The sequence below is a fragment of the Rubinisphaera margarita genome (assembly GCF_022267515.1).
Taxonomy (GTDB): Bacteria; Planctomycetota; Planctomycetia; order Planctomycetales; family Planctomycetaceae; genus Rubinisphaera; species Rubinisphaera margarita.
This window is the reverse complement of sequence record NZ_JAKFGB010000014.1, coordinates 456,947-480,169: the sequence shown is the minus strand read 5'-3', so window position 1 is coordinate 480,169 and position 23,223 is coordinate 456,947. Positions and strand designations below refer to the sequence as shown.

General features: G+C 58.6%; 19 protein-coding genes. 10 read left to right on the top strand and 9 right to left on the bottom strand.

Features of this window, described 5'->3' with window-relative positions; all coding sequences use genetic code 11:
- Nucleotides 1–103: 103 nt before the first annotated feature.
- A complete protein-coding gene (locus L1A08_RS14775) occupies nucleotides 104–2,437 on the bottom strand; it encodes a DNA gyrase/topoisomerase IV subunit A (RefSeq protein WP_238757214.1) in 2,334 nt (777 codons plus the stop codon).
- Between L1A08_RS14775 and L1A08_RS14770 the strand changes: the two genes are divergently transcribed.
- The 4 genes from L1A08_RS14770 to L1A08_RS14755 all read left to right on the top strand — a co-directional run bounded on the left by L1A08_RS14770 (nucleotide 2,409) and on the right by L1A08_RS14755 (nucleotide 5,189).
- On the top strand, nucleotides 2,409–2,651 hold the full coding sequence (locus L1A08_RS14770) for a hypothetical protein (protein ID WP_238757213.1): 243 nt from the start codon (nucleotides 2,409–2,411) through the stop codon (nucleotides 2,649–2,651). The two genes, L1A08_RS14775 and L1A08_RS14770, sit on opposite strands and share 29 nt — an antisense overlap.
- 97 nt (nucleotides 2,652–2,748) lie before the next feature.
- The gene (locus L1A08_RS14765; protein WP_238757212.1) at nucleotides 2,749–3,264 is read left to right on the top strand and encodes a hypothetical protein; all 516 of its coding nucleotides are present in this window, start codon (nucleotides 2,749–2,751) and stop codon (nucleotides 3,262–3,264) included.
- Nucleotides 3,265–3,704: 440 nt separating this feature from the next.
- Nucleotides 3,705–4,355: a hypothetical protein gene (locus L1A08_RS14760; RefSeq protein WP_238757211.1), complete on the top strand. Its 651-nt coding sequence runs from the start codon at nucleotides 3,705–3,707 to the stop codon at nucleotides 4,353–4,355.
- A gap of 168 nt (nucleotides 4,356–4,523) precedes the next feature.
- Nucleotides 4,524–5,189: a hypothetical protein gene (locus L1A08_RS14755; protein ID WP_238757210.1), complete on the top strand. Its 666-nt coding sequence runs from the start codon at nucleotides 4,524–4,526 to the stop codon at nucleotides 5,187–5,189.
- A gap of 152 nt (nucleotides 5,190–5,341) precedes the next feature.
- On the opposite strand, the gene L1A08_RS14750 is transcribed toward L1A08_RS14755, so the two are convergent.
- From L1A08_RS14750 to L1A08_RS14730, 5 genes are all read right to left on the bottom strand, one after another.
- Entirely contained in the window at nucleotides 5,342–6,253 is a 912-nt protein-coding gene (locus L1A08_RS14750) for a tetratricopeptide repeat protein (protein ID WP_238757209.1), read from the bottom strand.
- 56 nt (nucleotides 6,254–6,309) lie between these two features.
- The gene (locus L1A08_RS14745) at nucleotides 6,310–7,602 is read right to left on the bottom strand and encodes a glucose-1-phosphate adenylyltransferase (protein WP_238757208.1); all 1,293 of its coding nucleotides are present in this window, start codon (nucleotides 7,600–7,602) and stop codon (nucleotides 6,310–6,312) included.
- Between the two features lie 228 nt (nucleotides 7,603–7,830).
- Complete coding sequence (locus L1A08_RS14740) at nucleotides 7,831–8,421, bottom strand: FHA domain-containing protein (RefSeq protein ID WP_238757207.1); 591 nt, start codon at nucleotides 8,419–8,421, stop codon at nucleotides 7,831–7,833.
- Between the two features lie 210 nt (nucleotides 8,422–8,631).
- Nucleotides 8,632–9,777, bottom strand: a complete 1,146-nt coding sequence (locus tag L1A08_RS14735; RefSeq protein ID WP_238757206.1) for a type IV pilus twitching motility protein PilT — start codon at nucleotides 9,775–9,777, stop codon at nucleotides 8,632–8,634.
- A gap of 166 nt (nucleotides 9,778–9,943) precedes the next feature.
- On the bottom strand, nucleotides 9,944–10,855 hold the full coding sequence (locus tag L1A08_RS14730) for a prepilin peptidase (protein WP_238757205.1): 912 nt from the start codon (nucleotides 10,853–10,855) through the stop codon (nucleotides 9,944–9,946).
- Nucleotides 10,856–11,119: 264 nt separating this feature from the next.
- Between L1A08_RS14730 and L1A08_RS14725 the strand changes: the two genes are divergently transcribed.
- The 6 genes from L1A08_RS14725 (at nucleotide 11,120) to L1A08_RS14700 (ending at nucleotide 20,514) form a co-directional block, all read left to right on the top strand.
- Entirely contained in the window at nucleotides 11,120–11,320 is a 201-nt protein-coding gene (locus L1A08_RS14725) for a hypothetical protein (RefSeq protein WP_238757204.1), read from the top strand.
- A gap of 47 nt (nucleotides 11,321–11,367) precedes the next feature.
- Nucleotides 11,368–12,372, top strand: a complete 1,005-nt coding sequence (locus tag L1A08_RS14720) for a galactose-1-phosphate uridylyltransferase (protein ID WP_238757203.1) — start codon at nucleotides 11,368–11,370, stop codon at nucleotides 12,370–12,372.
- A 335-nt stretch (nucleotides 12,373–12,707) separates the two neighbouring features.
- Complete coding sequence (locus tag L1A08_RS14715; protein ID WP_238757202.1) at nucleotides 12,708–14,906, top strand: alpha-amylase/4-alpha-glucanotransferase domain-containing protein; 2,199 nt, start codon at nucleotides 12,708–12,710, stop codon at nucleotides 14,904–14,906.
- A gap of 143 nt (nucleotides 14,907–15,049) precedes the next feature.
- Complete coding sequence (locus L1A08_RS14710) at nucleotides 15,050–15,781, top strand: ABC transporter ATP-binding protein (protein ID WP_238757201.1); 732 nt, start codon at nucleotides 15,050–15,052, stop codon at nucleotides 15,779–15,781.
- A 20-nt stretch (nucleotides 15,782–15,801) separates the two neighbouring features.
- Entirely contained in the window at nucleotides 15,802–19,341 is a 3,540-nt protein-coding gene (locus tag L1A08_RS14705; protein ID WP_238757200.1) for an FtsX-like permease family protein, read from the top strand.
- A 138-nt stretch (nucleotides 19,342–19,479) separates the two neighbouring features.
- A complete protein-coding gene (locus tag L1A08_RS14700; protein ID WP_238757199.1) occupies nucleotides 19,480–20,514 on the top strand; it encodes a DUF1559 domain-containing protein in 1,035 nt (344 codons plus the stop codon).
- A 181-nt stretch (nucleotides 20,515–20,695) separates the two neighbouring features.
- Here the strand turns inward: L1A08_RS14700 and L1A08_RS14695 are convergent, their stop codons facing one another.
- The 3 genes from L1A08_RS14695 to L1A08_RS14685 form a co-directional block, all read right to left on the bottom strand.
- A complete protein-coding gene (locus L1A08_RS14695) occupies nucleotides 20,696–21,496 on the bottom strand; it encodes a hypothetical protein (protein ID WP_238757198.1) in 801 nt (266 codons plus the stop codon).
- 82 nt (nucleotides 21,497–21,578) lie between these two features.
- The gene (locus tag L1A08_RS14690) at nucleotides 21,579–22,325 is read right to left on the bottom strand and encodes a hypothetical protein (RefSeq protein WP_238757197.1); all 747 of its coding nucleotides are present in this window, start codon (nucleotides 22,323–22,325) and stop codon (nucleotides 21,579–21,581) included.
- Nucleotides 22,326–22,411: 86 nt separating this feature from the next.
- A complete protein-coding gene (locus L1A08_RS14685; RefSeq protein WP_238757196.1) occupies nucleotides 22,412–23,005 on the bottom strand; it encodes a hypothetical protein in 594 nt (197 codons plus the stop codon).
- Nucleotides 23,006–23,223: the final 218 nt, after the last annotated feature.

Below are 23,223 nucleotides of genomic sequence, written 5' to 3'. Positions count from 1 at the left end.
CCGGAAGGAGGCGAAGGACCTGTATTCAATAAGACTTAACTGAGGCCCGGTCGCAGGCTGAGATAGCCGTCAGGCGTATCCAGCACAACGTGCGTTCGTGGCTCTACTCAAGTTCACTCCACTCGACCAGAGGGATGTCCGGGCGAACGATGTTCTTGAAGCCAACCCGCTGACTGGCTTTCACGCCTTTTCCGCCGCGGGAGGTCACGCCGTACTTGGCCTGGCCGAACGCGAGTTTGTTATCGTTATCGTTGATCACATGCAGCGTGTCACTTGGTCGAGCCAGCAACATCGCTCCGATGCATTCGTCGTCGCTTTCCAACTTGATGCCTTTCACGCCACGACCGGGTCCGCCGAGAAGCGGGACGTCGGACAGGGAGAAATGAATCACCCGGGCGTCGCGGGTCGCCATGAACATCGTTTCCTGATCGATGATCAGGTTCGCGAAAACGACCCGGTCGCCCGAAGCCAGCCGGCAATATTTTCGGCCAACTTTCGTGGAAGGCAGGCGGAATGACGAGAAGGAAATGGCGAGGACCTGTCCGCGTGCGGTCGCCACGAGCAGATACGGCGTGGGCGATTCGCCCCCTTCCGGAACATCGGCTGGCGTAAACCGGGCATCGGTCGTGAGCGCGGAAATGATCCGGACGCCGTCACCCATTTTCACATGTTTGGCGAGCGGTTCGCCATAACCGGTTGAAGCCGGGATCTGATCGACGGGAAGCGTGTACGCCGTGCCGTCGTCGGCGAGGAAGACGACCGTATCGAGCGTGCTGGCCGGCAGCACATTCAGCACTTCGTCGCCTTCGCGAATTCGCAACTTGTCGACGCTTTGAATTCGCCCCACGCGTTTCAGCCAGCCATCGGTCGTAACGACGACATTCGTGTTCTCACGAACGATGTAGGCCGTCGGATCGAACTCCGAAATCTCTTCGGAAGATCCGATTGCCGTGCGACGTTTGTTGCCGTATTTGTCGCCGAGCTCACTGAGTTCTTCGCTGACCAGATCCCAGAGCTTCTTTTCGGAAGCGAGAATGGCGCGAATCCGTTTGGCTTCCGCCCGTTTCTCTTTGAGCTCTTCCATGATGCGGTCGATTTCGAGCTCCGAAATCCGGTACAGGGCCAGATCGAGAATCGCATCGGCCTGCGGGGCATCGATCGGAAAGGACTTCATCAGCTTCTGAGCGGCGTCGGCTTTGCCCTGGCTGCTGCGGATGATCTTCAGCGCCAGATCGAGGCCATTGAAGATGATCTCGAAGCCTTCGAGAATGTGTATTCGCTTTTCGAGCTGAGCCAGTATGTACTCGAGCCGCCGCGTGACGGTCTTCAAGCGGAACTTTAGAAACGCGTCGAGCATTTCCCTGAGGTTCAGCTGAGCCGGCGAGAGGTTGTCATGCTCATCCGGCACCAGGCAGGTTGCGTTGACGTTGAAGTTCTGTTCCAGCGCCGTGTGCTTGTAGAGATACGCCATGACCGTTTCGGCATCGTCGGCGTTCTTGAGCTCCAGCACGATTCGCAAGCCGAGTTCTTCGCTGCTCTCGTCGATCGCGGCCAGCAGTTGCGGCAGCTTTTTCGATTCGGCGATGCCTCCCAGTTCCGCCATCAGCGGACCGGTTTCCACGTTGTACGGCACCGAGGTAACGACAATGTTGTTCCTGACGCGTCCCTTCTGCAGCGGATCGGGCTGCCACTCGGCTCGCACCTTAATGGCCCCACGTCCGGTCTCATAAACCGTGCGCAGTTCGCGACGGTCGGTAACGATGCGGCCCCCCATCGGGAAGTCGGGGCCCTTGATGTACCTCATCAACTGAGCGACGGTAGCTTCGCGATTTTCAATCAGATGCACGCAGGCCCTGATCACTTCGCCGAGATTGTGCGGCGGAATGTTCGTCGCCATTCCAACCGCGATTCCCTGAGTGCCGTTGACCAGCAGGTTCGGAAACCGCGCCGGCAGGACGACCGGTTCCTGGCGGGTCCCTTCGTAGTTGTCCCGCATGTCGACGGTCTGATACCGCAATTCGGTCATCAATTCGCCGGCGATCGCCGTCAGTCGGGCTTCCGTGTATCGGGCGGACGCGGCGGGCAATCCGATGATGGACCCGAAGTTCCCCTGTCCATCGACCAGCGGCTCCCGCAGGGTGAAGTCCTGAGCCATACGAACGAGCGCTTCGTAGACAGCCGCATCGCCGTGTGGATGGTAGTTACCGATCGTGTCGCCGGAAATCTTGGCGCATTTCCGATGCTTCGCCCCGGCGGTGATGCCGAGGTCGTTGAACATGACGTACATGATCCGCCGTTGCACCGGCTTGAGGCCGTCGCGGACGTCGGGCAGGGCCCGTGACTGAATCACCGAATAGGCGTAATTCAGATACCGGCGGCGGGTTTCTTCCGACAGCGAGACGTACTGAATGCGGTCCGTATCTTCCGGGATCGGCACCGCCTGTCCGTTGCTTGATTTCTTCGATTTCCGTGGCAAAGCCGATCAACTCCTGATTCGGGATCCCGACGCCTCCACTGCGTCGGTCGGGGGGCACTGGCTCTGCCAGTGCGATGGTGGTCTCTCTCATGAAGTGACTGGCCGGGCCAGCCACACACGTTCCGAAGTCCTCATTCTCAAAACGACGCTACGGAATTTTCCGGAGATTGAGTAGGATAGGAAGGGCGGAAAACGCCGTCAAACCGCGGCGAGAAGTCGGAGAATGACCCGAAAACCGTTCCAATGGCGTCTGGCGTCTGGAGAGATCTTCCGTGGATGAGGCCGATCTGCTCGTGCTCGGGTCCGCGAGGCTCGTGGTCGTCTGCTACATCCTGCGACTGCTTTACGATCTGCGAATCTGGCCGTGGTCCCGATCAGCCGGAGTTTCGGCGGATCGATTCGCGACGGCAATCTGGTGCAGCGGCTTCCTCCTGTATCTTCTCCATTTTTTCGCCGCGTTTCACTATGTCCATCACTGGAACCTCGCAGCCGCCTACACTCATACCGCTCAACAGACGGCAACAGTGACGGGAATCGCCTGGGGAGGCGGACTCTGGGTCAATTATCTGCTGACCGTCTGGTGGCCCGTGGACATCTGGTATTCAGTCCGGCGGCGTCTGAGCGGGCTACCTGACTGGTATCGACTCACTCTGCACGCCGTCTTCGGCTTTATTTTGTTCAATGCGACCGTGGTTTTCGGCCCATGGTTCTGGAAATGGATCTTCGCGATTCTGCTGACTGGAACTGGATGTACACTACTATTCCGGCGATCGCGGAACGCTCGCTGATCGTGTCGACATCGTGTGACCGCGATTGTCTGGCTCTGCTATAGAAAGTCTCTCGGCTCCTTCAGGGATGTGTCGCCCCTTCAGCGAAACGATGCCGCTGCGACGAACTCACGTCGCTTCCGTACGCACAGACACTCCACTTCAGTAGACCTCTTCGCTAAATCCGTACGGGCATTTCCTGACTGAACGGTATCGGGTTTGCGAACTCGTGTCACTCACCGCCGAGATTGACCCCATGCGACTGCACAGTCGGGCATGGGAGACGGTTTTCAGCCATTGATGGCCGCTCTTCCTCCGTTGTCCGGATTCTAACCAGACAACATGTCCGCTCAGCCGTCGCCAACATTCTTCATTTTTCAGGCCTCTCCCGGATCCGACAGCAGGCGCTGCTGTTGATCAGAGATCGCCGTTTTCAACCACCGAAGTGACAGGAGACCGACATGAACCCATTTTCGACCGTCAACAACCTGATCCTCGCCGTGCTCATTGTGGGCGTCGGGGCGATCTGGGGCTATACAGCCTATTCTGGCCCGCCGACTCCGGATCTGCAGGAGGAAGAGATCGCCCAGGAGATGGGCGAAATGATTCAGGACAACTCGGACACGATCGTCCGGGAATCGTATGAGCTGACCCGCGACGTTGTCCCGCCGCTCGCGACTGCCATGCAGAAGCAGCTCGAAGAAGATTATCCGAAGTACGTGAAGATTCTCGATCGCGAGAGCGCCACGTATCTGGACGATCTTGAACAGACGCTGGTGCAGGAAACGAAAAAACAGACCGATGATTTCTGGGTCGCCCAGCGGGACGTCGTTGCCGCTGAATTTCCCGAGTATGCGAGTCGTGAAGAAGTCGACCAGCTGATCGCCGAGTTCCGTAAAGTGGGTGATCGTCTGATGGAACGTTACTCGATCGATGAACTCAAGAATCAGTCGGTACGGACGATGACTCTCTGGGAACAGATCGAACCGATCGAACAGGCCTCGCAGGAGCAGACCCGCGAACAGCTCTTGAAATATCTCTCCGACTGGCTGGTCCTCAAGCTGAGTGACAAAGCCGAATCGGAGATCACTCAGATGGCGTCCGAAGGTTAGAGCAGTTTACTTTTTGGTTGTAACCGTTCGGTCCGCGAAAGATGCAGCGTTTCAGGCGATTCGACGCTCATTCGCGGACATACGGTAGAGCGATCCGCTCTAATCACGACCTCTGATCCGAACACAATTCACACACTTTCTACCGAATGGAAATACAGGAGTTACCTGATGTCAACGAATAGTCACGACAACAAGAGCCGGTCGAACGGACCGGGGCTCACCACGGTCCTGCTGATTGTCTTCTGCGTCGAACTCATCGCCATTGCCGGGATGACCTACTCTCAGGTTCAGGAGAACCTGGAGCCGGAGAACATTGCCGCGGCGACCGAACAGTATGCCGAAGAGAACTATCCGGAGATCCGGAAAGAAATCGTCACGCGAGTTCGCGAGAACAGCGATCAGTACGCCGAGACTGTCAGTCAACAGCTGATGGCCTCCAGTGACGACGCTCGCATTCAACTGGAGCAACTCACCGAAACCGGTGTCGAAGAAGGTCTCGACGAAGGAACGCAGATGAGCAAGCAGGCCTTCCGTGAATTCCTGAAAGAGAACCATCAGGAAATCGAGTCGTACCTGAAGGAACTGGAAGACAGTCCGCAGGAAGCCCGCCAGTTCATCGTCGGCCTGGAGCAGGATCTGGAACAGGCTCTCGAAGTTGATATGCAGAAGCAGATGGACAATCTGGCAGAACTGCAGACTCAGTTCAACTCGAAAGTCGACCGTCTGACCGCCGGGGGAAACATGGAACCGATTGAACTGCTCGAGCTGCGAATTCTGCGTCTGATGAAGACGCTTCAGCAGCAGAATCAGAACGCCGTCGCAACGACGGAGTAATCCGCGCGACCACGTTCGCAATCTGAACCACGGAATGATCCGCAGCGTCTCGCGTCCGCTGCGGATCTCTTTTTTTCTGACCGCGGTCCGCTGAATAAACGCGAACCAATCCCAACTCGAAGCCACTTCAGGTTGAGATCATCTCTGGCGAGTTACTTCACCGCGGCTTCGGCTTTGGCCAACGCTTCCTGGCAGCTCTTGATGTAGCCCTCGATCTTGGTGTTTTCGATCGCGGCTTTCAGGTGCGGAATCGCTTCTTTGGGTTTGTCGAGTTCGAGGTAGATTTCGCCGATCTTGCGATGCCAGAAATGGGTGAGCTGGTCAGAGCGGGTGTCGGGTCCCAGCTTCTCCGCTTTCTCGACGGCGGCCAGCGCTTCGTCTTCCTTGCCGAGCTTCATCCAGCAGTCAGCGGATTCCTTCAGGTACCAGCTGGCCGTTTTTTCATCGCTTTCCGCGGCTTCTTCGTATTTCTTCGCCGCATCTTCCAGCTTTCCCGCCTGGGCGAACTGCCGACCGAGATCACCGAGGTGACTGGCCGACACTTTCACGCCGGAGTCTTTCGTCAGTTCGGCGTAGGCCTTGGTGTGGGTGATGGCCAGTTCCGGTTTGCGGTTATACCGTCCGTACAACTCCATCAAAATGTAATGGGACAGTTCCAGCTTCTTCTTGCTGGCAATGTTCTTCGTGTACCGGTCTTCGATGACGTTCAACTTGCCACGCTGAAACATGAAACTCAGCAGCGCACTCCGCGTGAGCGACTTCTTGGCGTCGTACTCGGCGTTCTCGATGATGAACTCGGAATTGTCGACGAACTTATCTGGCTCCGGCAGCAGGCGATAGCTGGCCATCAGAGCTTCATGGATCCGCATTTTCATGCGGTCGTCGTCGGTCATTTTCAGAGCCGCCTCGAACGGCTCCTGACTGGCGGCGTAGTTGCCGGAGCGCAGGGCAGCGGCTCCGGCATTCCAGGCCTCAACAGCCGTCTGATACTCCGCCGCAGCGCAGGGCGAAGCGATCAGTGCAGTCAACAGTAGACACGTCAGCAACCCGCATCGAACGAACATAAAACAGTCTCCGAACGCAAGAAAGGACTTGCGAACTGGACTGTCGGGACGGAGTGTCAGGACGGGAGGATCCAGTTCGCCGGTATGGTGCTACCCTTGGGTGCGACGAGGATTCCGTCGCGGATATAGAGCTCGGGATCAGAAAGGTCCGCCTCCTGACGATTGCCGGGAGCGACGACAGCTCCGGCGCCGATGCGGCAGTTCTTGTCGATGATCGCGTTCTCGATCACGCAACCATCGCCAATACCGATCATGGGGACGCCAGCTCCATCATTATGTTCAGTCTCTTCCTCGGATTCAAAGTAATCCGCCCCCATAATGATCGAATTCTTGATCATTACGTTCTTGCCGATTCGGCAGCGAAGTCCGATCACGCTGTTCTCAATCCGCGTTCCTTCGTCGATCACACCGCCATCACCGATGAGCGAATGATCGAAGTAGGTGCCGGTAACCTTGGTCGCCGGGAGGAATCGAGGACGGGTATAGATGGGAGAATCGGGACGATAGAATTCGAACGGCGGGTTCGGCTTCGCCAGATCCAGGTTGGCCTGGAAGAATGACTTGATCGTTCCGATGTCTTCCCAGTAGCCATCGAACAGATGCACGTTGACGTTGTGATCGGCGATCGCCATTGGGAAGACTTCCTTGCCGAAATCTTCGTGGGTCGTCTTCGTCAACAAGTCGACAAGCAGGTCCCGGTCAAACAGGTAAATGCCCATGCTGGCCATGCAGTCGCGGCCCTTGCTGTCGATCCCTTTAGAATCGATCCACGCGGGATCCATTCGGACCGAATCAATTGCTTCCTTGGTCTTGGGCTTCTCGACAAAGCCTTTCACGCGGCCGGTGTCGTCCAGCTGCATGATGCCGAAGCTCTTGGCATCCTCGCGATCGACAGGCAGGGCCCCGATCGTCACATCGGCTTTGGTATCGAGATGCGTCTTGAGCATCTGCTGGTAGTCCATGCGATACAGCTGATCGCCGGAAAGAATCAAGACATAATCGATGCCCGGCTGCTGAATGTAGCGGAGGTTCTTACGGACGGCATCGGCCGTTCCCTGATACCAGTCGGCTCCTTCGATCGTCTGTTGAGCGGCGAGGATCTCGACGAAGCCGCCGTGAAAGCCGTCGAAGTTGTAGGTCTGGCGAATGTGCCGATGCAGCGATACGGAATTGAACTGCGTGAGCAGATAAATGCGGTCGACGCCACTGTTGATGCAGTTCGCGATCGGGATGTCGATCAACCGATACTTCGACGCCAGAGGGACGGCTGGCTTGGACCGCTGAGCAGTCAGCGGAAAGAGTCGAGTACCTTTACCTCCACCTAGGACCAGACCGACGATATTGCGCATGATGTCCTGTTACCCTCTGAAGTGTGTGCATGATGACTGACAGGAGGCTTCGCGGCGCTGCAGAAATGCTGTCGCTTGGGAACAGAATCGCTGACGCCGTAAGAAGCCGGCATGTAGACCTTCCCCGATTGTAAACAGGAATCGGCGAGTGTCAGAGGGACTGAGTGTGAGAATTCGCGAAATGTGCCGAAGCGTCGGGTCACATCCTTGAAATCAGCAGAACCCAGATTACTTGTTGGCCCAGTACTGTTTAATAATCTGAGCGGCATCTGCGGCCGGCGTGCCGTCTTCCACCGGGCTCAGCGAAATCGAAGAGGTTCGCGGCACCAGCGGAGCAGACGGACCCGGGGCGTCATTCAGCCCCATCTGACGAGCTTCCGTATTCGTCACGATCGTCGTATCGGAATCAAGCTCGGACTCATCTTCGGCCAGCCAGTCGATCACATCCTCTTCGGAAGCGGTTCGAATCGCATTGCGGGATCCGGGGGGGCGGATTCGTTCCGACGACTTAGGAGCCGCCTTTTTCTTTTCGCCGGCCAGCTCGAAGACCATATTGCCGACATGCAGTGTGTCGCCTGGCCGGATCTGAGCTTCGCCGAAAATGACCTCGCCATTGACGAACGTGCCGTTCCGGCTGCCCAGATCCTTCACGTAGACGTTGCCGTCCCGCAAAGTGATCTCACAGTGAATCCGGCTGACTTCGGTCGAATTGACGCGAATCTGAGCCGTGGGATCTCGCCCGATCTTCACGACATCGGCCGGAAGGGTGAGCATTCTCCCCTTGTGTTTGCCCGTCAAAATCTGAAATGAAATCTTCATGGCCCGCTCCGCAACGTCAATCCCTCAGCGAAGTTATCCCTCGCCGAAATGCCTGTTCGAATCACGCTTCCTGACAGTGAATTCAGAACGCTGACCGTAACGGAGAGTTCTGAATTCGTACAGATCAAACGAGAAGGCACCTCCTGCCGGACGGACCGGCAGAGGCACCTGTTCGCAAGTTGTTCTCGAGGCTCGTCGCGGGAGAAGCTGTTACAGAATCGCAGCCGCTTTGACGTCGATTCCCTTGAGAGCCATCTTGAGTTCTTCCACGTTCGGAGAAATCTCGAACGCATCGCCACGGCTGATCAGTTCCCGGTCGATGAAGGACTTCAGGCTGTCGTTGAACACCTGCATGCCTTCGTCTTTCCCGATGCGAATGGCCGCCGTGAGTTTTTCGTCCAGACCTTCCCGGACGAGTTTTCGCACCGTCGGGTTGAACTTCATGACCTCCACGATCGGGACACGACTCGGCTTGTCGACGATGGTCTTGAGCAGTTTCTGTCCCACGATCGCCTTCATGTTCATCGCGATACTGGCCCGAATGGCTCCGTGCATCGACGACGGGAACAGGTCGAGAATACGGGAAATCGTTCCGGGAGCACTCGAGGCGTGGATGGTTCCGAACACCAGGTGACCGGTTTCAGCCGCGTGGATAGCCGTTTCGAAGGTTTCCATGTCTCGCATTTCGCCCACGAGCATGATGTCCGGGTCTTCACGCACGGCATGTTTCATCGCCGTGTGGAAGTCGATCACGTCCTGTCCAATTTCACGCTGGTTAATCAGGCAGTTGTCGGAGGTGTAAATAAATTCGATCGGGTCTTCGATCGTGAGAATGTGCTTATTGTAGTTGTGGTTGATCCAGTCCAGCATCGAGGCGATCGTCGTCGATTTACCGGAACCGGTCACCCCGGCCAGCAGCACCATTCCCTGGTCGTACTTGCAAAGCTCTTCCATAATCGGCGGCAGAAACAACCCTTCGAACGGCGGGATGGACCGCTCGATCTTTCGAGCCACCATGCCGATTTTGCTCATCTGCGTCATCAGGTTGATACGGAAACGCCAGGGTTCGCCGTCGACGATCAGCGTTTTCGCGAAGTCGGCCCCGCCGTCACGATGGAAAATATCGAGGTTACGCTGGTCCATCATCGGGAACGTCAGCTCGATCATCTTCGACTCCGAAATCGGGTCCATCTGCAGCGGACGCAGCCCTCCCTTGATTCGGAACACAGGAGGACGACCGACCTGCAGGTGAATATCGGAGCAGCCGAGCTTGATGGCCGATTTGAAGATCTTGTCGATCTCAAGTTCTTTATTGGGAAGGAAAGTGGATTCAGTCCACTCGGAAACCATTACCATCGCGGATCTCTCCTGAACGACACTAAAGAATATTTTTGAGACTGGAGTCTGGAAGAGACGTCCCCATTCTCGAGTGGGGACTTCCTCAACATACTACTCTGAAGGAGCGGCGATGGCGAACGAAATTTGCCGGAACAATGCCGCGCCATTCAGCCCGTCCCACCCATCAGACGTTTAAGGCGGGCCACCACCTCCACGTACACAGAATGATCAGCCAGGCCAGAAGAACCTGTGTCGAGACGCCCGAGACCGAGGAATTCTTCCTGATCTGAGCCCCCACCCGCTGGGCGAGCAGCGAGAAGCCAACGATCATGGCGGTCCAGAGCAGGAACGCCGGCCCGAGAAAGAACCCGATCAGCAGAAAGGCCTGATAGCCATTGCGATAACGCAGTGGTCCCAGCAGCCAGCGACCGAGAAGCCCGGGGACAGCAGCCAGCAAAGCCCCGCCAAAGCCGAACATCGCAGCCTGCTGGAACGAAACCGACACGCCTGCGGTATCGGACTGGTCCACCTTCAGGGCCGAGACGTAATCCATCATCCCCACAGCCGGATTGAACGCGATGATCACGAAATGCAGGACAATCGCGATCAGCGGCCACCGCCATGGCGTCTGCTGTCCATCCTCTTCAATCAGAACAATTCCGAACAGAAAGTAGCCGAGCACGATCTGATGAATATAGACCAGCAGCAACGGACAACCGGGGAACTCGGTTAGCCAGTTGCCGCCGTGATCTCGGAGAAACTGAGACGGCAGCGAAATTCCGTGAGCGACCACAATCAGCACGAACAGAGCCGCGAAGAGCAGAGCGACCGCGGTTTCAACGAGCGGATAACGGATTGAAATCGGCAACTGGCAGAAGCGGCAGCGGCCTTTGAGTCGGATCCAGCCGAAGATCGGGATGTTATCTGAGCCGGGAATCGCGTGTTTGCACTTCGGACAATGACTGCGGGCCAGCAATATTGGCATCCGCCGGGGCAGTCGCCAGACAACAACGTTCAGAAAGCTGCCGAAACAGGCGCCGTAGCCGAACGCAAAGAGCACGAAGATGACTGTCGCGAGAATGGTGAGGGCATCCATGGTTCACCAAATCTCTCAGGCTCTATCGGCGGTTGTAGATATGACAAGACAAGCGGGCGGTCGCGGCGGGCTGAAAATCGCCATCATCAAAGCTGATTCGCCCTTCAGATGCAAGTCGCGCTTCGCCGGTAAGTTATTGAAATCGGTGATCCCCGGTTGGTATTTTCAGGGTTGGACCACGAGAACTAAGATTCGGCCCGAAGTCGCCGGCTCTGCCTCCGATTTCAGTTTCTCCTTCGGATGCACCTTTCGCGATCTCGAGCCATGTCCAATTCCCAACCGCCCCGCAGACCTTCTCAGCCGACTCTCGGCGTGCACATGAAGTGCTGCAACAGCTATATTTATGCCCGTTTGAACGCCGCGCAGGATGCGTACGTCGGCTGGTGCCCCAAATGCGCGAAGCCAGTCCGCATTAATGTGGTCAAAGAGGGCGGCTCGACCAGCCGCTTTTTCGAAGCCAGTTGAGCGTTTTCGACCGATCCCCAGACAGTCTGCTGCACATGTCCGAGTCCATGGAGTCCGCGCATTTCGCCGGCGAGCATCACGAAGTCCGGTACGATCCCGTCCACGACTGGCCCGTGATTTTTGCTCCGCCCCGGGCCCGCCGCCCCGTTTCACTCTCGCAAACCGCGGATGCCAAAGCGGGAAGCACCAATCCGTTCGCGGAATTCAACGAGCATCTCACGACGGACGAGTCGTTTGCGCTGCGAAACGACGATTCGAAGCCGAACGGGCCCGGCTGGCAGGTTCGTGTCATTCCGAATAAGTATCCGGTCCTCACGCCTGAGGCCTCCCCGGAAGAAGACTGTCAGCGACTGGCCGCCGGGCTGCACGAGGTCATCATCGAACATCCGCAGCCCCTGACGGACATCGCGGAATGCTCGGACAAGGAGTTTTCGCAGATTTTCCTCAGCTATCGCGAGCGTCTGAAAGCGCTGGCGGAGCATCCCGACGTCGTTCACGCGACCGTTTTCAAAAATCAGGGCCGCAACGCGGGGGCTTCACAGCCGCACGTGCATTCCCAGCTCATGGCGACGCGCTTCGTACCGCCGCATGTGAATCGTGAGCTCCAATACGCCGAACGATACCGGGCCCACACCGGAAGAACGCCGCTGCAGGATCTGCTTGAGGCGGAACTGCAGGCGAACGAGCGAATCGTCCAGCACACAGAGCACTGCACCCTGCTCTGTCCGTACGTCAGCCGGTTTGCTTTCGAAATGCTCATCATTCCACACGGAGAACGGGCGCACTTTCATCAGACTTCGGAGGAAATGCTGGAAGATGTCGCCGGGATGATGCGGCAGGCCCTGCTGCGTCTAAGATGTGTGACCGGTTCCCGCGACTTCAATTTCGTCCTCCACACCGCTCCCTTCGCCGCCGCCGACGAGTGCGGATTCCGCTGGCACTGGGAAATCTACCCCCGCCTCGCCGGTATCGCCGGCTGGGAACTCGGTCAGGGCAGCTACGTGAACCCGGTGTACCCGGAATTCGCGGCTCAGCAGCTCGCTGGGGCCTAGATCGCATCGAAGATCAGACTTCAGCCACGTGGTTTTGGGTCGGGTCGCACAACAGAGATGGCCCAGACGCACGCGTCTGAGCCAACCGAGATGACGCACGAAGTCATTCGGTCCCCTCCGCACCCGACTTCTGCTCCTGGCACGGCTTACAGATTGCCTATCTTAACGGCGGCGGTCATTTCATGGGTTCTGCGGCAATTCGTGCTGCAACTCTCATTTTCTAACTTGCTTGCAGGGAGTATGATGCGGCGACAGGAAACCTGCCGTGCTGTCCGAGGCGTTCACAGTGCGGCTCCGCCCCGCGGCGATCGACATCGAGTTAGGAAGCAGCTGGAATGCCCGGTCCCATTCGACTTGTTTTGGCCATCCATAATCATCAGCCGGTCGGCAACTTCGATCACGTGGTCGAAGAAGCCTATCAGGACAGCTACAAGCCGTTCCTCGATGTGCTGGAGAATTACCCCGCGGTTCGCATCTCGCTGCACAACTCGGGCAGTCTGATCGACTGGATCGAGCGGAATCGCCCGGAGTACATCGAGCGGCTCAAGCCGCTTTCGGACTCGGGACAGATCGAAATCCTCGGCGGTCCGTTCTACGAACCGATTCTGGCCAGCATTCCTTCCCGCGATCGCTTCGGTCAGATGAAGGCTTACGGCGAGCATCTTGAGCAGCATTTCGGCAAGAAGCCCCGCGGCATGTGGGTTCCCGAACGTGTCTGGGAGCAGAGTTTCACCCGCGATGCCGTGGCCGCCGGGCTGGAATACACCGTGCTCGATGACTTCCACTTCAAGAATGCCGGCTTCGGCGACGAGGAGCTCTACGGCTACTTCGTGACTGAAGACGATGGCCGGATGCTCTCGGTCTTCCCGATCAGCGAGCATCTGCGCTACACGATTCCGTTTGCCGAGCCGGAAGCGACGATCGACTGGCTCCGCGAAGTTCACGAAAAACAGCCGGACGCCGTGGTCGCGTTTGGTGATGATGGCGAAAAGTTCGGCACCTGGCCCGGTTCCAAGCAGCACGTTTACGGCGACGAATGGCTGACGCGATTTTTCCAGCTGCTCACCGATAATCAGGACTGGGTTCGCGTCTGCACGTTCTCGCAGGCCGTCGAAGAGGTCTCTCCGCTGGGACGCTGCTATCTTCCCGACTGCAGCTACCGCGAGATGACCGAATGGGCGCTGCCGACCGATCGTCAGCTGGAGTTGATTCGTCTGAATCGCGAGCATCGCAAAGAAGAAGACTGGCCGGAGATTCGCCGTCGACTTCGTGGAGGCTTCTGGCGGAACTTCCTGGTGAAGTATCCCGAAGCTCACGAGATGTATTGTCGGATGCGGGAGATCAGCGATCGGCTCGATCAGCTGGTTCGCAGCAAACCGGAGATCGAACAGACCGCCATCTTCCAGAGTGCCCGCGATCATCTCTATCGCGGACAGTGTAACTGCCCGTACTGGCACGGCGCCTTCGGCGGGCTGTATCTGCCGCACCTGAGAAACGCCATCTACCATCATCTGATTGAAGCCGACGGACTCGTTGAACAGCTTTCCGGCAAGACCGGCCGCTGGGTGGAGATTTCGTCCCGCGATATCAATCTCGATGCCCGTCAGGAAGTTCGCATCGCCAGCGATCAGCTCGTCGGTTATCTCGCCCCGGCGAGGGGCGGACATCTCTACGAACTCGATGCTCGGGGATCCCGCGTGAACCTGCTGGCGACGCTTAACCGGCGTCCCGAGCCGTATCACGAAACGATTCTCGCACACGCAGCCGGGCAGATCGACGGCAGCAACGAGACCGCTTCGGTCTCGGAAGACATTGTCTTCAAGCAGGAGAATCTGCACCTGAAGCTGATTTACGATCAGTGGGCCCGCAAGAGTCTCGTGGACCATGTCCTGCCGCCGGGAATGTCGATGGAAGACTTCCGCATGCAGGGCGATTTTATCGGCGAAGCCGAACAGGCAGTCTTCCAGACGACGCTCAAACGCAGCCCGAACCGCGTGGAAGCGGTGATGACCCGCCGTTGCCGCTGGGAAGGGCAGTCGCCACAGTTGACCAAGTCGGTCGCCACGTCGACGGCTGCTCCGTCGGAACTGGAGATCGCTTACCGTCTCGATGATCTTGAGCCGGGCCAGCGGGTTCATCTCGCGGTCGAGTTCAACTTCTCGGCCATGGCGGCTGGTGTGGAGAACCGCTACTACTACGCCGAAGAGGGGAACAACATCGGCCATCTCGGCACCGAGCAGAATCTGCACGAGCAGCGACGCATCGGTCTGGTTGATGAATGGCTGGGGCTCGATGCTTCGCTGGAGACCTCTCAACCGGCCGGAATCTGGACCTATCCGCTGGAAACGGTCAGTCAGTCCGAGGGGGGCTTTGAACTGGTCCACCAGAGTTGTGCCGTGATTCTGCACTGGGACTTCACGCCGGATTCCTCAACCTGGGAAACCCGGCTGACCCTGAACATCGACACTTCGGCGGCCCAGGCGCGACGTCTGGCCGAGAACCCGAACAACAAGCAGATTGCCGTCGAGTTCTAGAAACGTCCAACGGGTGGCCCGCCTGCGTGACGGTCGGGCTACCTGCTGTTTCCCCGCCCGCTTCATGACCTCGCGGGACCGGTTCGCTATACTGGAAGGAACAACGTAGACCATGTTCCGACCTGTTAGCGATGATTGGTTCCATGTCCGAACAGACACCCGCTGAAGACGCCCCGGCTGCCCTCGAAGTCCGCAATTTGTTCAAGAGCTACGTCTCGGCCGGGCAGGCCGTTTCGATTTTGCGTGAACTCAACCTGACGATGAAGCAGGGGGAAGCCGCCAGTATTACCGGACCTTCCGGTTCCGGAAAAAGTACGCTGCTGTATCTCATCAGTGCGCTCGATCGCCCTGATGCCGGCGAGATTTCGCTGCGCGGACAGGACATGGTCGCCGGCGGCGAGTCGAAGCAGACCGCCTTCCGCAACGCCCACATCGGCTTCGTGTTTCAGGACCACAATCTGCTGCCGCAATTGAATGTGGTGGAGAACGTTCTGCTTCCCTGTCTGGCGGGATCGGGTGTCGATCAGTCCCGACGCGATCTGGCCGGCCAGCTGTTGGAGCGGGTCGGACTGAAAGATCGGCTGACACATCTGCCGGCTCAGTTGTCCGGAGGAGAGCGGCAACGGGTCGCCGTCTGCCGGGCACTGATTAATCAACCCGAGTTGATTCTTGCCGACGAGCCAACCGGGAACCTCGATACCGCCACAGCCGGCGTCGTGGGCGATCTGCTGCTGGAAGTGAGCCGGGAAGCGGGAGCGATGCTGCTCTGTGTGACCCATTCCTGGGACCTCGCCCGGCGGTTTCCGACTTGTTATCAGCTGGAAGACGGCCGTCTGGTTACGGCTGATTCGACCGCCTCTCCCGCTTCCGTCTGACCGCGTCTCCGGACTGATCCATGAATCGCACACAGCTCGTTTTCCGCACGCTCGGCTACTACTGGCGAACCAATCTGGCGGTTCTGCTCGGCGTCGCCATTGGCACGGCCGTGATTTCCGGCGCTCTCATCGTCGGCGATTCCGTGCGTTACAGTCTTCGACAGATGACGCTCGATCGTCTGGCCGAGGTCGATGCCGCGATGTCCGGTTCCCGCTTCTTTCGGGAAGAACTGACGGACGATCTCGAACAGGCTCTCAGCGAGAACCCCGATACGGCCGGCGTTTCGATCGCTCCGGCGATCATGCTCACGGCTTCCTTGCAGCACGAGATGGAACCCTCAGAAGAAGGAGCCGACCCTGAAATCGCCACAGCCGGGCAGGTCAACCTTGTTGGACTCGACGAGCGACTCTGGGCCATGCTCCGCGGTGAAGAAGGCAACCTGCCGGATGATCAGAGCATCGTCATTAACCGAAGGCTGGCCGAACAGCTGGAGGCAAGTCCAGATGATGAGCTGAGTCTGTACGTCAATATTCCGCAGTCGATTCCTCAGGAGTCTCTGCTCGGCGAACGGGATGTCGATGAGCTCGTCGTCAACTTTCCGCTGACGGTCACGCGAGTCGCCGAACCGGAAACAACGCTCGGCCGCTTCTCCCTGCAGCCGAATCAACAGCTCCCTTTGAATGCGTATGTGCGACTCAGTCGGCTGCAGGAAGAACTCGATCTGCAGGCGGTCCGGGCGACGCCACGGAATCCGGTCGCGAAGCCGGCTCGGGTGAATGCGTTGCTCTTCAACTTCGGTGGGGACGTGACCGTGGGCAGCAAGCTCGCTTCCGCGGCGACCGGCTCGCTGGCACAACGGCTGCAGCTCGACGACTTCCACATGCATCTGCGGAAGGTGCCGGAGAAGAACTATTTCGCTCTCGAATCGGATCGGATGATCGTCGAGCGGCCGCTGTCGACGCATGCGGTCAACGTCGCCGAGCAGCTCGATCTCACGTCGTCGTCGGTCCTGGTCTACCTCGCCAATGAGATTGCCAGCGTCTCGAATCCGGAACGGTTCTCGATGTATTCGATTGCCGCAGGAGTGGAGTTCGTCAACGAGCCGCCGTTCGGACCGTTCATTAATACGGGAGGACAACCTGTCGACGGACTCAAAGCGGGGGAAGTGGCGATCAACAGCTGGCTGGCCGAAGACCTGCAGGTGCAGGCAGGGGATGAGGTCTCGCTGGCCTATCATGTCGTCGGCTCGCGCGGAGAGCTTCCCGACATCGAGAAGCGATTTCGTGTGGGAGCCGTGCTGCCGCTCGATGGTTCGGTGGCCGATGACCGGGGCTTCACGCCGTTCGTTCCCGGCATTACCGATGCCCGGACGCTCAACGACTGGGAGCAGCCCTTTCCGATGGAGACGGATCGCATCACCGAACGGGATGACGAATACTGGGAAGGCAACGACACGAAGCCGGACGGGTACAAGACGACTCCCAAACTCTTCATGCCGCTCGACGAAGCCCGGCAACTCTGGCAGAGCCGGTATGGAGAAAGCACATCGGTGCGGATTGCCGTGAATCCGGAGCTCGGTCTCGATGAAACCGCCGAGCAGTTCGAGCAGGCGTTTCTTCAGAATCTCTCGCCGGCGAGTCTGGGGCTGGTCGTGCTTCCGGTGAAACAGCAGGGACTGGCAGCCGCCCAGGGAACGCAGGATTTTACCGGACTGTTCATCGGCTTCAGCTTCTTTGTAATCGCCGCGGCAATGGTGTTGATCACGCTGCTGTTCCGCCTCGGGATTGAAACCCGGGTCGCGCAGACCGGTCTTTATTCGGCGATCGGAATGGCGCGGAGCAGCGTGCGGAACCTGCTGCTCGGCGAAGGGGCGATCGTTGCCATTGGCGGCGTGATTCTCGGTTCGCTGCTCGGGATCGGCTATGCCCGATTCATGATTTACGGCCTGACGACCTGGTGGCGGGGAGCCATCGGAACGACGTTCCTGCAGACATCGGTGCAGCCGCAAAGCCTGGCGACCGGAGCGGCAATCGCTTTCGTGGTTGCGATTCCGGGGATGTGGCTCGGAGTCCGGCAGATTCTCCGGGTCTCCGCGAAAGATCGACTGCATGGTGTTTCGAGTTCGCAGTCGGGAACCGTACGAACGGGCGGGGGAGCCAAGCTCTGGATTGGTCTGGTTTGTCTCGTCGTCGCCGTGTTGATGGTCCTCGGGGTGCTGTCGGGCCTCGTGCCGCGGACGGAAGCGTTTGGCGGATTCAACTGGCACATCGTCTGCTTCTTCGCGGGGGGATTCCTGTCGTTGATCGGCAGTCTGCTGCTGTATGTCGTCTGGCTGCGTCGCTATCGGGCCACCACGTTGAAGGGGAGCGGACTCTCGGCAGCGGTGCGACTTGGAGCTCGCAATCCCTCGCGGGAACGTCAGCGAAGCAGCATCACGGTCATTCTGGTGGCGCTGGCGACGTTCGTTGTCGTGGCAGTGGCCTCGGGGCGGCAGAATCCGTCCCAGATGGAGCCTGATTTCAACTCCGGGAACGGCGGCTTTTCGATCGTCGCCGAGTCGGCCCGACCGGTGCTTTACGATCTCTCCACTGAAGAAGGGCAGATCAAACTGGGGCTGATCGGCTCTCAGGATGAACAGCTCCGCCAACTGCTGGCCGAGTCGAACATCATGCCGTTCCGTGTGCGGCCCGGGGAAGATGCGAGCTGTCTGAATCTGTATCAGACACGGCTGCCGACGATCCTCGGCGTGCCTCAGGAGATGATCGATCGAGGCGGTTTCCTGTTCGCCGATACGCCGTCCGAGCATCCGTGGAAGCTGCTGGAAGGGCGGACAGAAGAGGGTGACGTTCCCGTCATCGGGGATATGAATACGCTGCAATACAGTCTGCACAAAGCGATTGGCGATTCGGTCGAACTGCCTGAAGAACTGCAGGCGGGAGTCGATCTGACTGTGGTCGGCTCGCTTGGCGGAAGTGTGTTTCAGGGCGTGCTGCTGATGTCGGAAGCGAACTTCCTCGAACTCTTTCCAGAGGTCGAAGGCTACAACTACTTCCTCATCGAAACGCCAATGGAAGACGTGGAACCACTGACGCGCGAGCTCGAAACGCGGCTGGTCACGCTCGGCTTCGACGCCGAACCGGTCGGGCGGCGGCTCGAGAGTTTTCTGGCCGTGCAGAACACGTATCTCTCCACGTTTCAGGCTCTCGGCGGACTCGGTCTGCTGCTCGGAACGTTCGGGCTGGCGATCGTGATGCTGCGAAACGTGCTCGAACGGCGCGGCGAGCTTGCCCTGATGCGGGCCATTGGATTCTCGCGGGGCATGATCGGCATGCTCGTGCTGATTGAAAACGCGGTGCTCCTGACCGTGGGGCTGGTCATCGGCACGGCCACGGCGCTGTGGGCGATGCTGCCCAATATTCTCAGCCGCGGTTCCGATGTCCCCTGGGCCAGTGGCGCACTGCTGCTGGTAGCCGTCTTTGCCGCCGGGATGCTCGGAGCGAGCTTCGCCATCCTGCAGGCCGTGCGAATGCCCGTGCTACGATCGCTGCGGGGTGAGTAAACCGGATTGTCGATGACCCTCCAGAATTGTCGGCAATAGTATCAGGTTGTTCATCTTGCGGAGCGATGCATTCAGATGTATCGTATCGGCACATCTCTATATTTCCCTTCCCTCTCAAATTTCTTCTGGAGACGTGAAATGAACGGTTCCCGGTCCCGAAGCGCGTTCACTTTGATCGAGCTTCTCGTTGTTATCGCGATCATCGCGATTTTAGTAGCGCTGTTGCTGCCCGCCGTGCAGCAGGCGCGAGAAGCGGCTCGGCGGTCGAGTTGCAAGAACAACCTCAAGCAAATCGGCCTCGCTCTGCACAACTATCACGACACGTACAATGTGCTGCCTCCGGGCTACGTCGACATGCAAAGCAATTCCAACAACAACTGGACGTCCAGCAACGACAACGATGGACACTGGTCCTGGACGGCCATGATTCTGCCGCAGATGGAACAGAGCGGCCTGTACGATCTGCTGAACGTCGGTAACACTCCGGCTTCCCAGGCGATCAACACGCACCGTGCTGAATTCCAGGGCTTCCAGGCCGCCTTCAACTGTCCTTCAGATGGAGGTAAACCACGCGTTCACGATCCAGGTCCGGATCCGGGTTACGCCATCGACAACCAGCCGGGTTCAGGCGGAGCCAACACCGGTCTGCCGATCACGAACTATGTCGGCTCCAATAACATCGCGGCCGTGCGGCAACGGAAGGCGACGAACCCGCGTATTGGAACCACGGGAGCAATCGGAGCGTTCTATCGCGACAGCCGCGTCGGCTTCAACGACATTCTGGATGGCACGAGCAATACCATCCTGGTTGGTGAACGAGCCTGGCGTCTGGGCGGGCAGAGAATGTCGGCAGGAACCCTGCTGGCCGTGCGCGATGCAAACGGCACCGGTCCTTCCTCGCAAGACAGCGCGGTTGCCTGGAATCAGGGCATTATGTCAATCGTGGGATCGGTTCGTTACCCGATCAACCCGCCGTTGACGGGAGCGAACACCGATCGCAGCCAGGCTTACAGCAGCAGGCACGATGGCGGAGCTCAGTTTCTTCTCGCGGACGGTTCGGTTCGATTCATCTCGGAAAACGTGAATCTCAGCAACGATGGTTCCTGGGATACGAACAGCGTTCTTGAGAACCTGGTCGGGATCGATGACACCGAAGTGGTTGGCGAGTTCTAGAGCAAACTCAAAGTTCGACTGCAGGCGTTTGCAGAAGCAAACTCAGCATGGCAGCGGAATGGCGCCCATGTGACTGCAGGAGAAGCATGAAAATGCTCTCATCGCCCGCCGCGACGCATCAACGAAAAAAGGACTCCTGATTGTCAGGAGTCCTTTTTTATTCGACATCCACAGAAGTGGATTAGATTTCAGGAGGCGCGTCTGGCACGACCGACAGTCGCGGGGCCCGAGGAACGAAGCTCGGTTCCGGCAGTCGGATCGACTGGTCGTTGGCTTCCGGCATGCGTTCAGCTTCTTCGGGTTCAACTGGCGACGTGTGGATAATCTGCTCCTGGCCGTCGTAATGAACGCCGCCCGTGCTGGCTGTGGTCGGATAGGCTCCGTAGCCGTAACCAGCGTTGTAGCCGTTCTGGCAGCGTCCGCAGTAGCGGTTGTGCCACACAGCCGGGTGAGCGGGACCCGGTGTCCGCCAGGGCTGAGCCGTCCAGGACGGAACGTGCTGATAGTAGAAGCCGAGCTGAGCGGTGTCGGTTGGCGTGTAGACCATGGGATGGTAAGGCGTGACCGGTCCCGGGCCATATCCAGACCAGTAGTGCGGATAGTACTTCCAGTACTCGACCCGCAGCCGTTGCTGAGTCACTTTGCTCGGGGCACACCAGCCGGTTCCGGGTGAAGGGCGACGATTGCGACCGAGAACGCCACCACGGCCATCGTCGTAGTAGCCACCTTCGACGTAGCCGCCGTCGACATAGCTTCCATCGACGTATCCGCCATTAACGTATCCGCCATTAACGTATCCCCCGTCCACGTGGCCTTGAGACCCGTGGTAATGGGTGACGCCCTGTTTCGTCATGGCTTTGGATTCGGGAACGGGCTTCAACTTCTGAGCCGGTTCATCCGCGTTGCTGTTTTGAGCAACCAGTCCCAGTCCCAGGGCGCAGGCCAGGGAACAGCTGATCGCATGGGAGGTCAAGAGACGCATGAGACTTTCCTGTCTGATATCCGACTGTCAAAGATGAATCCGGGGAGTGGCCTCCTGCCCGTCCGCAGGAGGCGACGCTCTCTCAGTGTCCGATCGGGGCATTCTGCTGACACTGCGGGCAATATCCGCCCGGAGCACCGTAAGCACCGGCTCCGCCATAAGGAGCACCATCGGCTCCGAGGGGCAGATGGCCGTGCAGACCATACACTCCCTGAGGAGAGTGCATCAGATGTGGAGCGTGGTTGGAGATATGCGTCACGCGGCTGGCCGGGACTCCCCAGCTGTAGTTGTACTGATGACGGACAACCGGCGCCAGAGGCACACCCATCGGCACGCCATAGCCCTGGGCAGCGTGCACGCGGGAATCGCGAGGATCGCTGTAGTCCGGGTTCACCGGGTAAGTCATCTGGTAGACGCCGATCGGCGGGCAGCCTTTGCCGCCGCAACCGCGTGGATCGATCAGACCATTCGGCCCGCCGTCGTATCCCATTCCCCAGTTGAACGGATTGCACCGCTTCAGGCGTCCCAGCAGAGAGCCGTCGCCGCGGCAGCCGCGGAGTTTGCCGCAACGTCTGCAGCGGCATCGGTCTTTGCATTTGCCGAACCGGCTGTTGCAGATGCCACCGTCTTCACAGTAGCAGTAGTTGGCGCTGTCCTGGCATTGACCGCCCGGCAGGTAGTTCTGGCCATGGCCCGAAGAAGGCACGCTGTGGGCCTGAGGGGCCTGCACCTTTTCCGGTGTTCCTTCGGGAGCATCGGCGAACACGAATGCGGTGCTCATTGCGATCATCGCAATGACCATCGTCATCTTATGGAGAGGGGATCTCATAATATCATCCTGATGTAACTGAAACGGCGAAACAGGTCCTGCAGTGCTCGGCGTGAAAGGGCCCACGTCAGACGGGCCGGTGCTTCCTACCATTTCCAGGGATTGCTGGTGGCGGGCGGGAAGTAGAAGGAGAACGGCTTGTAGTGCGACCGGTACTTGACCGACACTTCCGTTCCCTGCAGTTCCCACCGGTCATGGGAGCGGACACCCAGCGGTGTCAGGTACCACGAGCCGCGGACCTTGTAATAGTAGGGGCCATACATAGCCTTGTACTGGTGCGGATAGAGCATCTCGTGCGGCGAGAACGCCTGATTGGTGATCATCGTGCCGCCGGCGTAGATCGGAGTCATCGGCTGCGGCGACGGATACAGCGGAGCGTTCAACTGCGGATAGCCTGGGCTCGGAGCGTGTGCAACCGGACCGAGTTTCGTCGGATGGTTGTTGTGATACTTCGAAACCGGAGTCGCGTTGATCGTGCCCGCCGAATTGATCGGCTTGGCGCTTGTGGCGTTCCGGATCAGACCTGGAGCGGACTGATTGGATTGACGGTGACTGACAATCCGCACCACTCCCGCAGTGCTGTCGTCCACCGATGATTCCGACTGGGCCCAGCTGCACTGCTGGGTCATGACGACCAATGCAACTGATGCTGCAGTCGCCAGACATACGAGCCGCGACATAATCCACCTCCCTGCCGACCTGTTGAGCCGATTTGTTCACTCGAAATCACGATCTTCGACAAGATCCCCCGGCCGAAGTACGTGTCTGCTACGAATTACCTGTCCCTCTTGGTGGCGTCGCGAGTTGAGCAAACCGTTTGAAGAGGAAGTCGATCTCTCTGGCGCAACTCCGTCAATGACGCACACTCATCATCAGGTTCGGCTTATTTCGAATATCC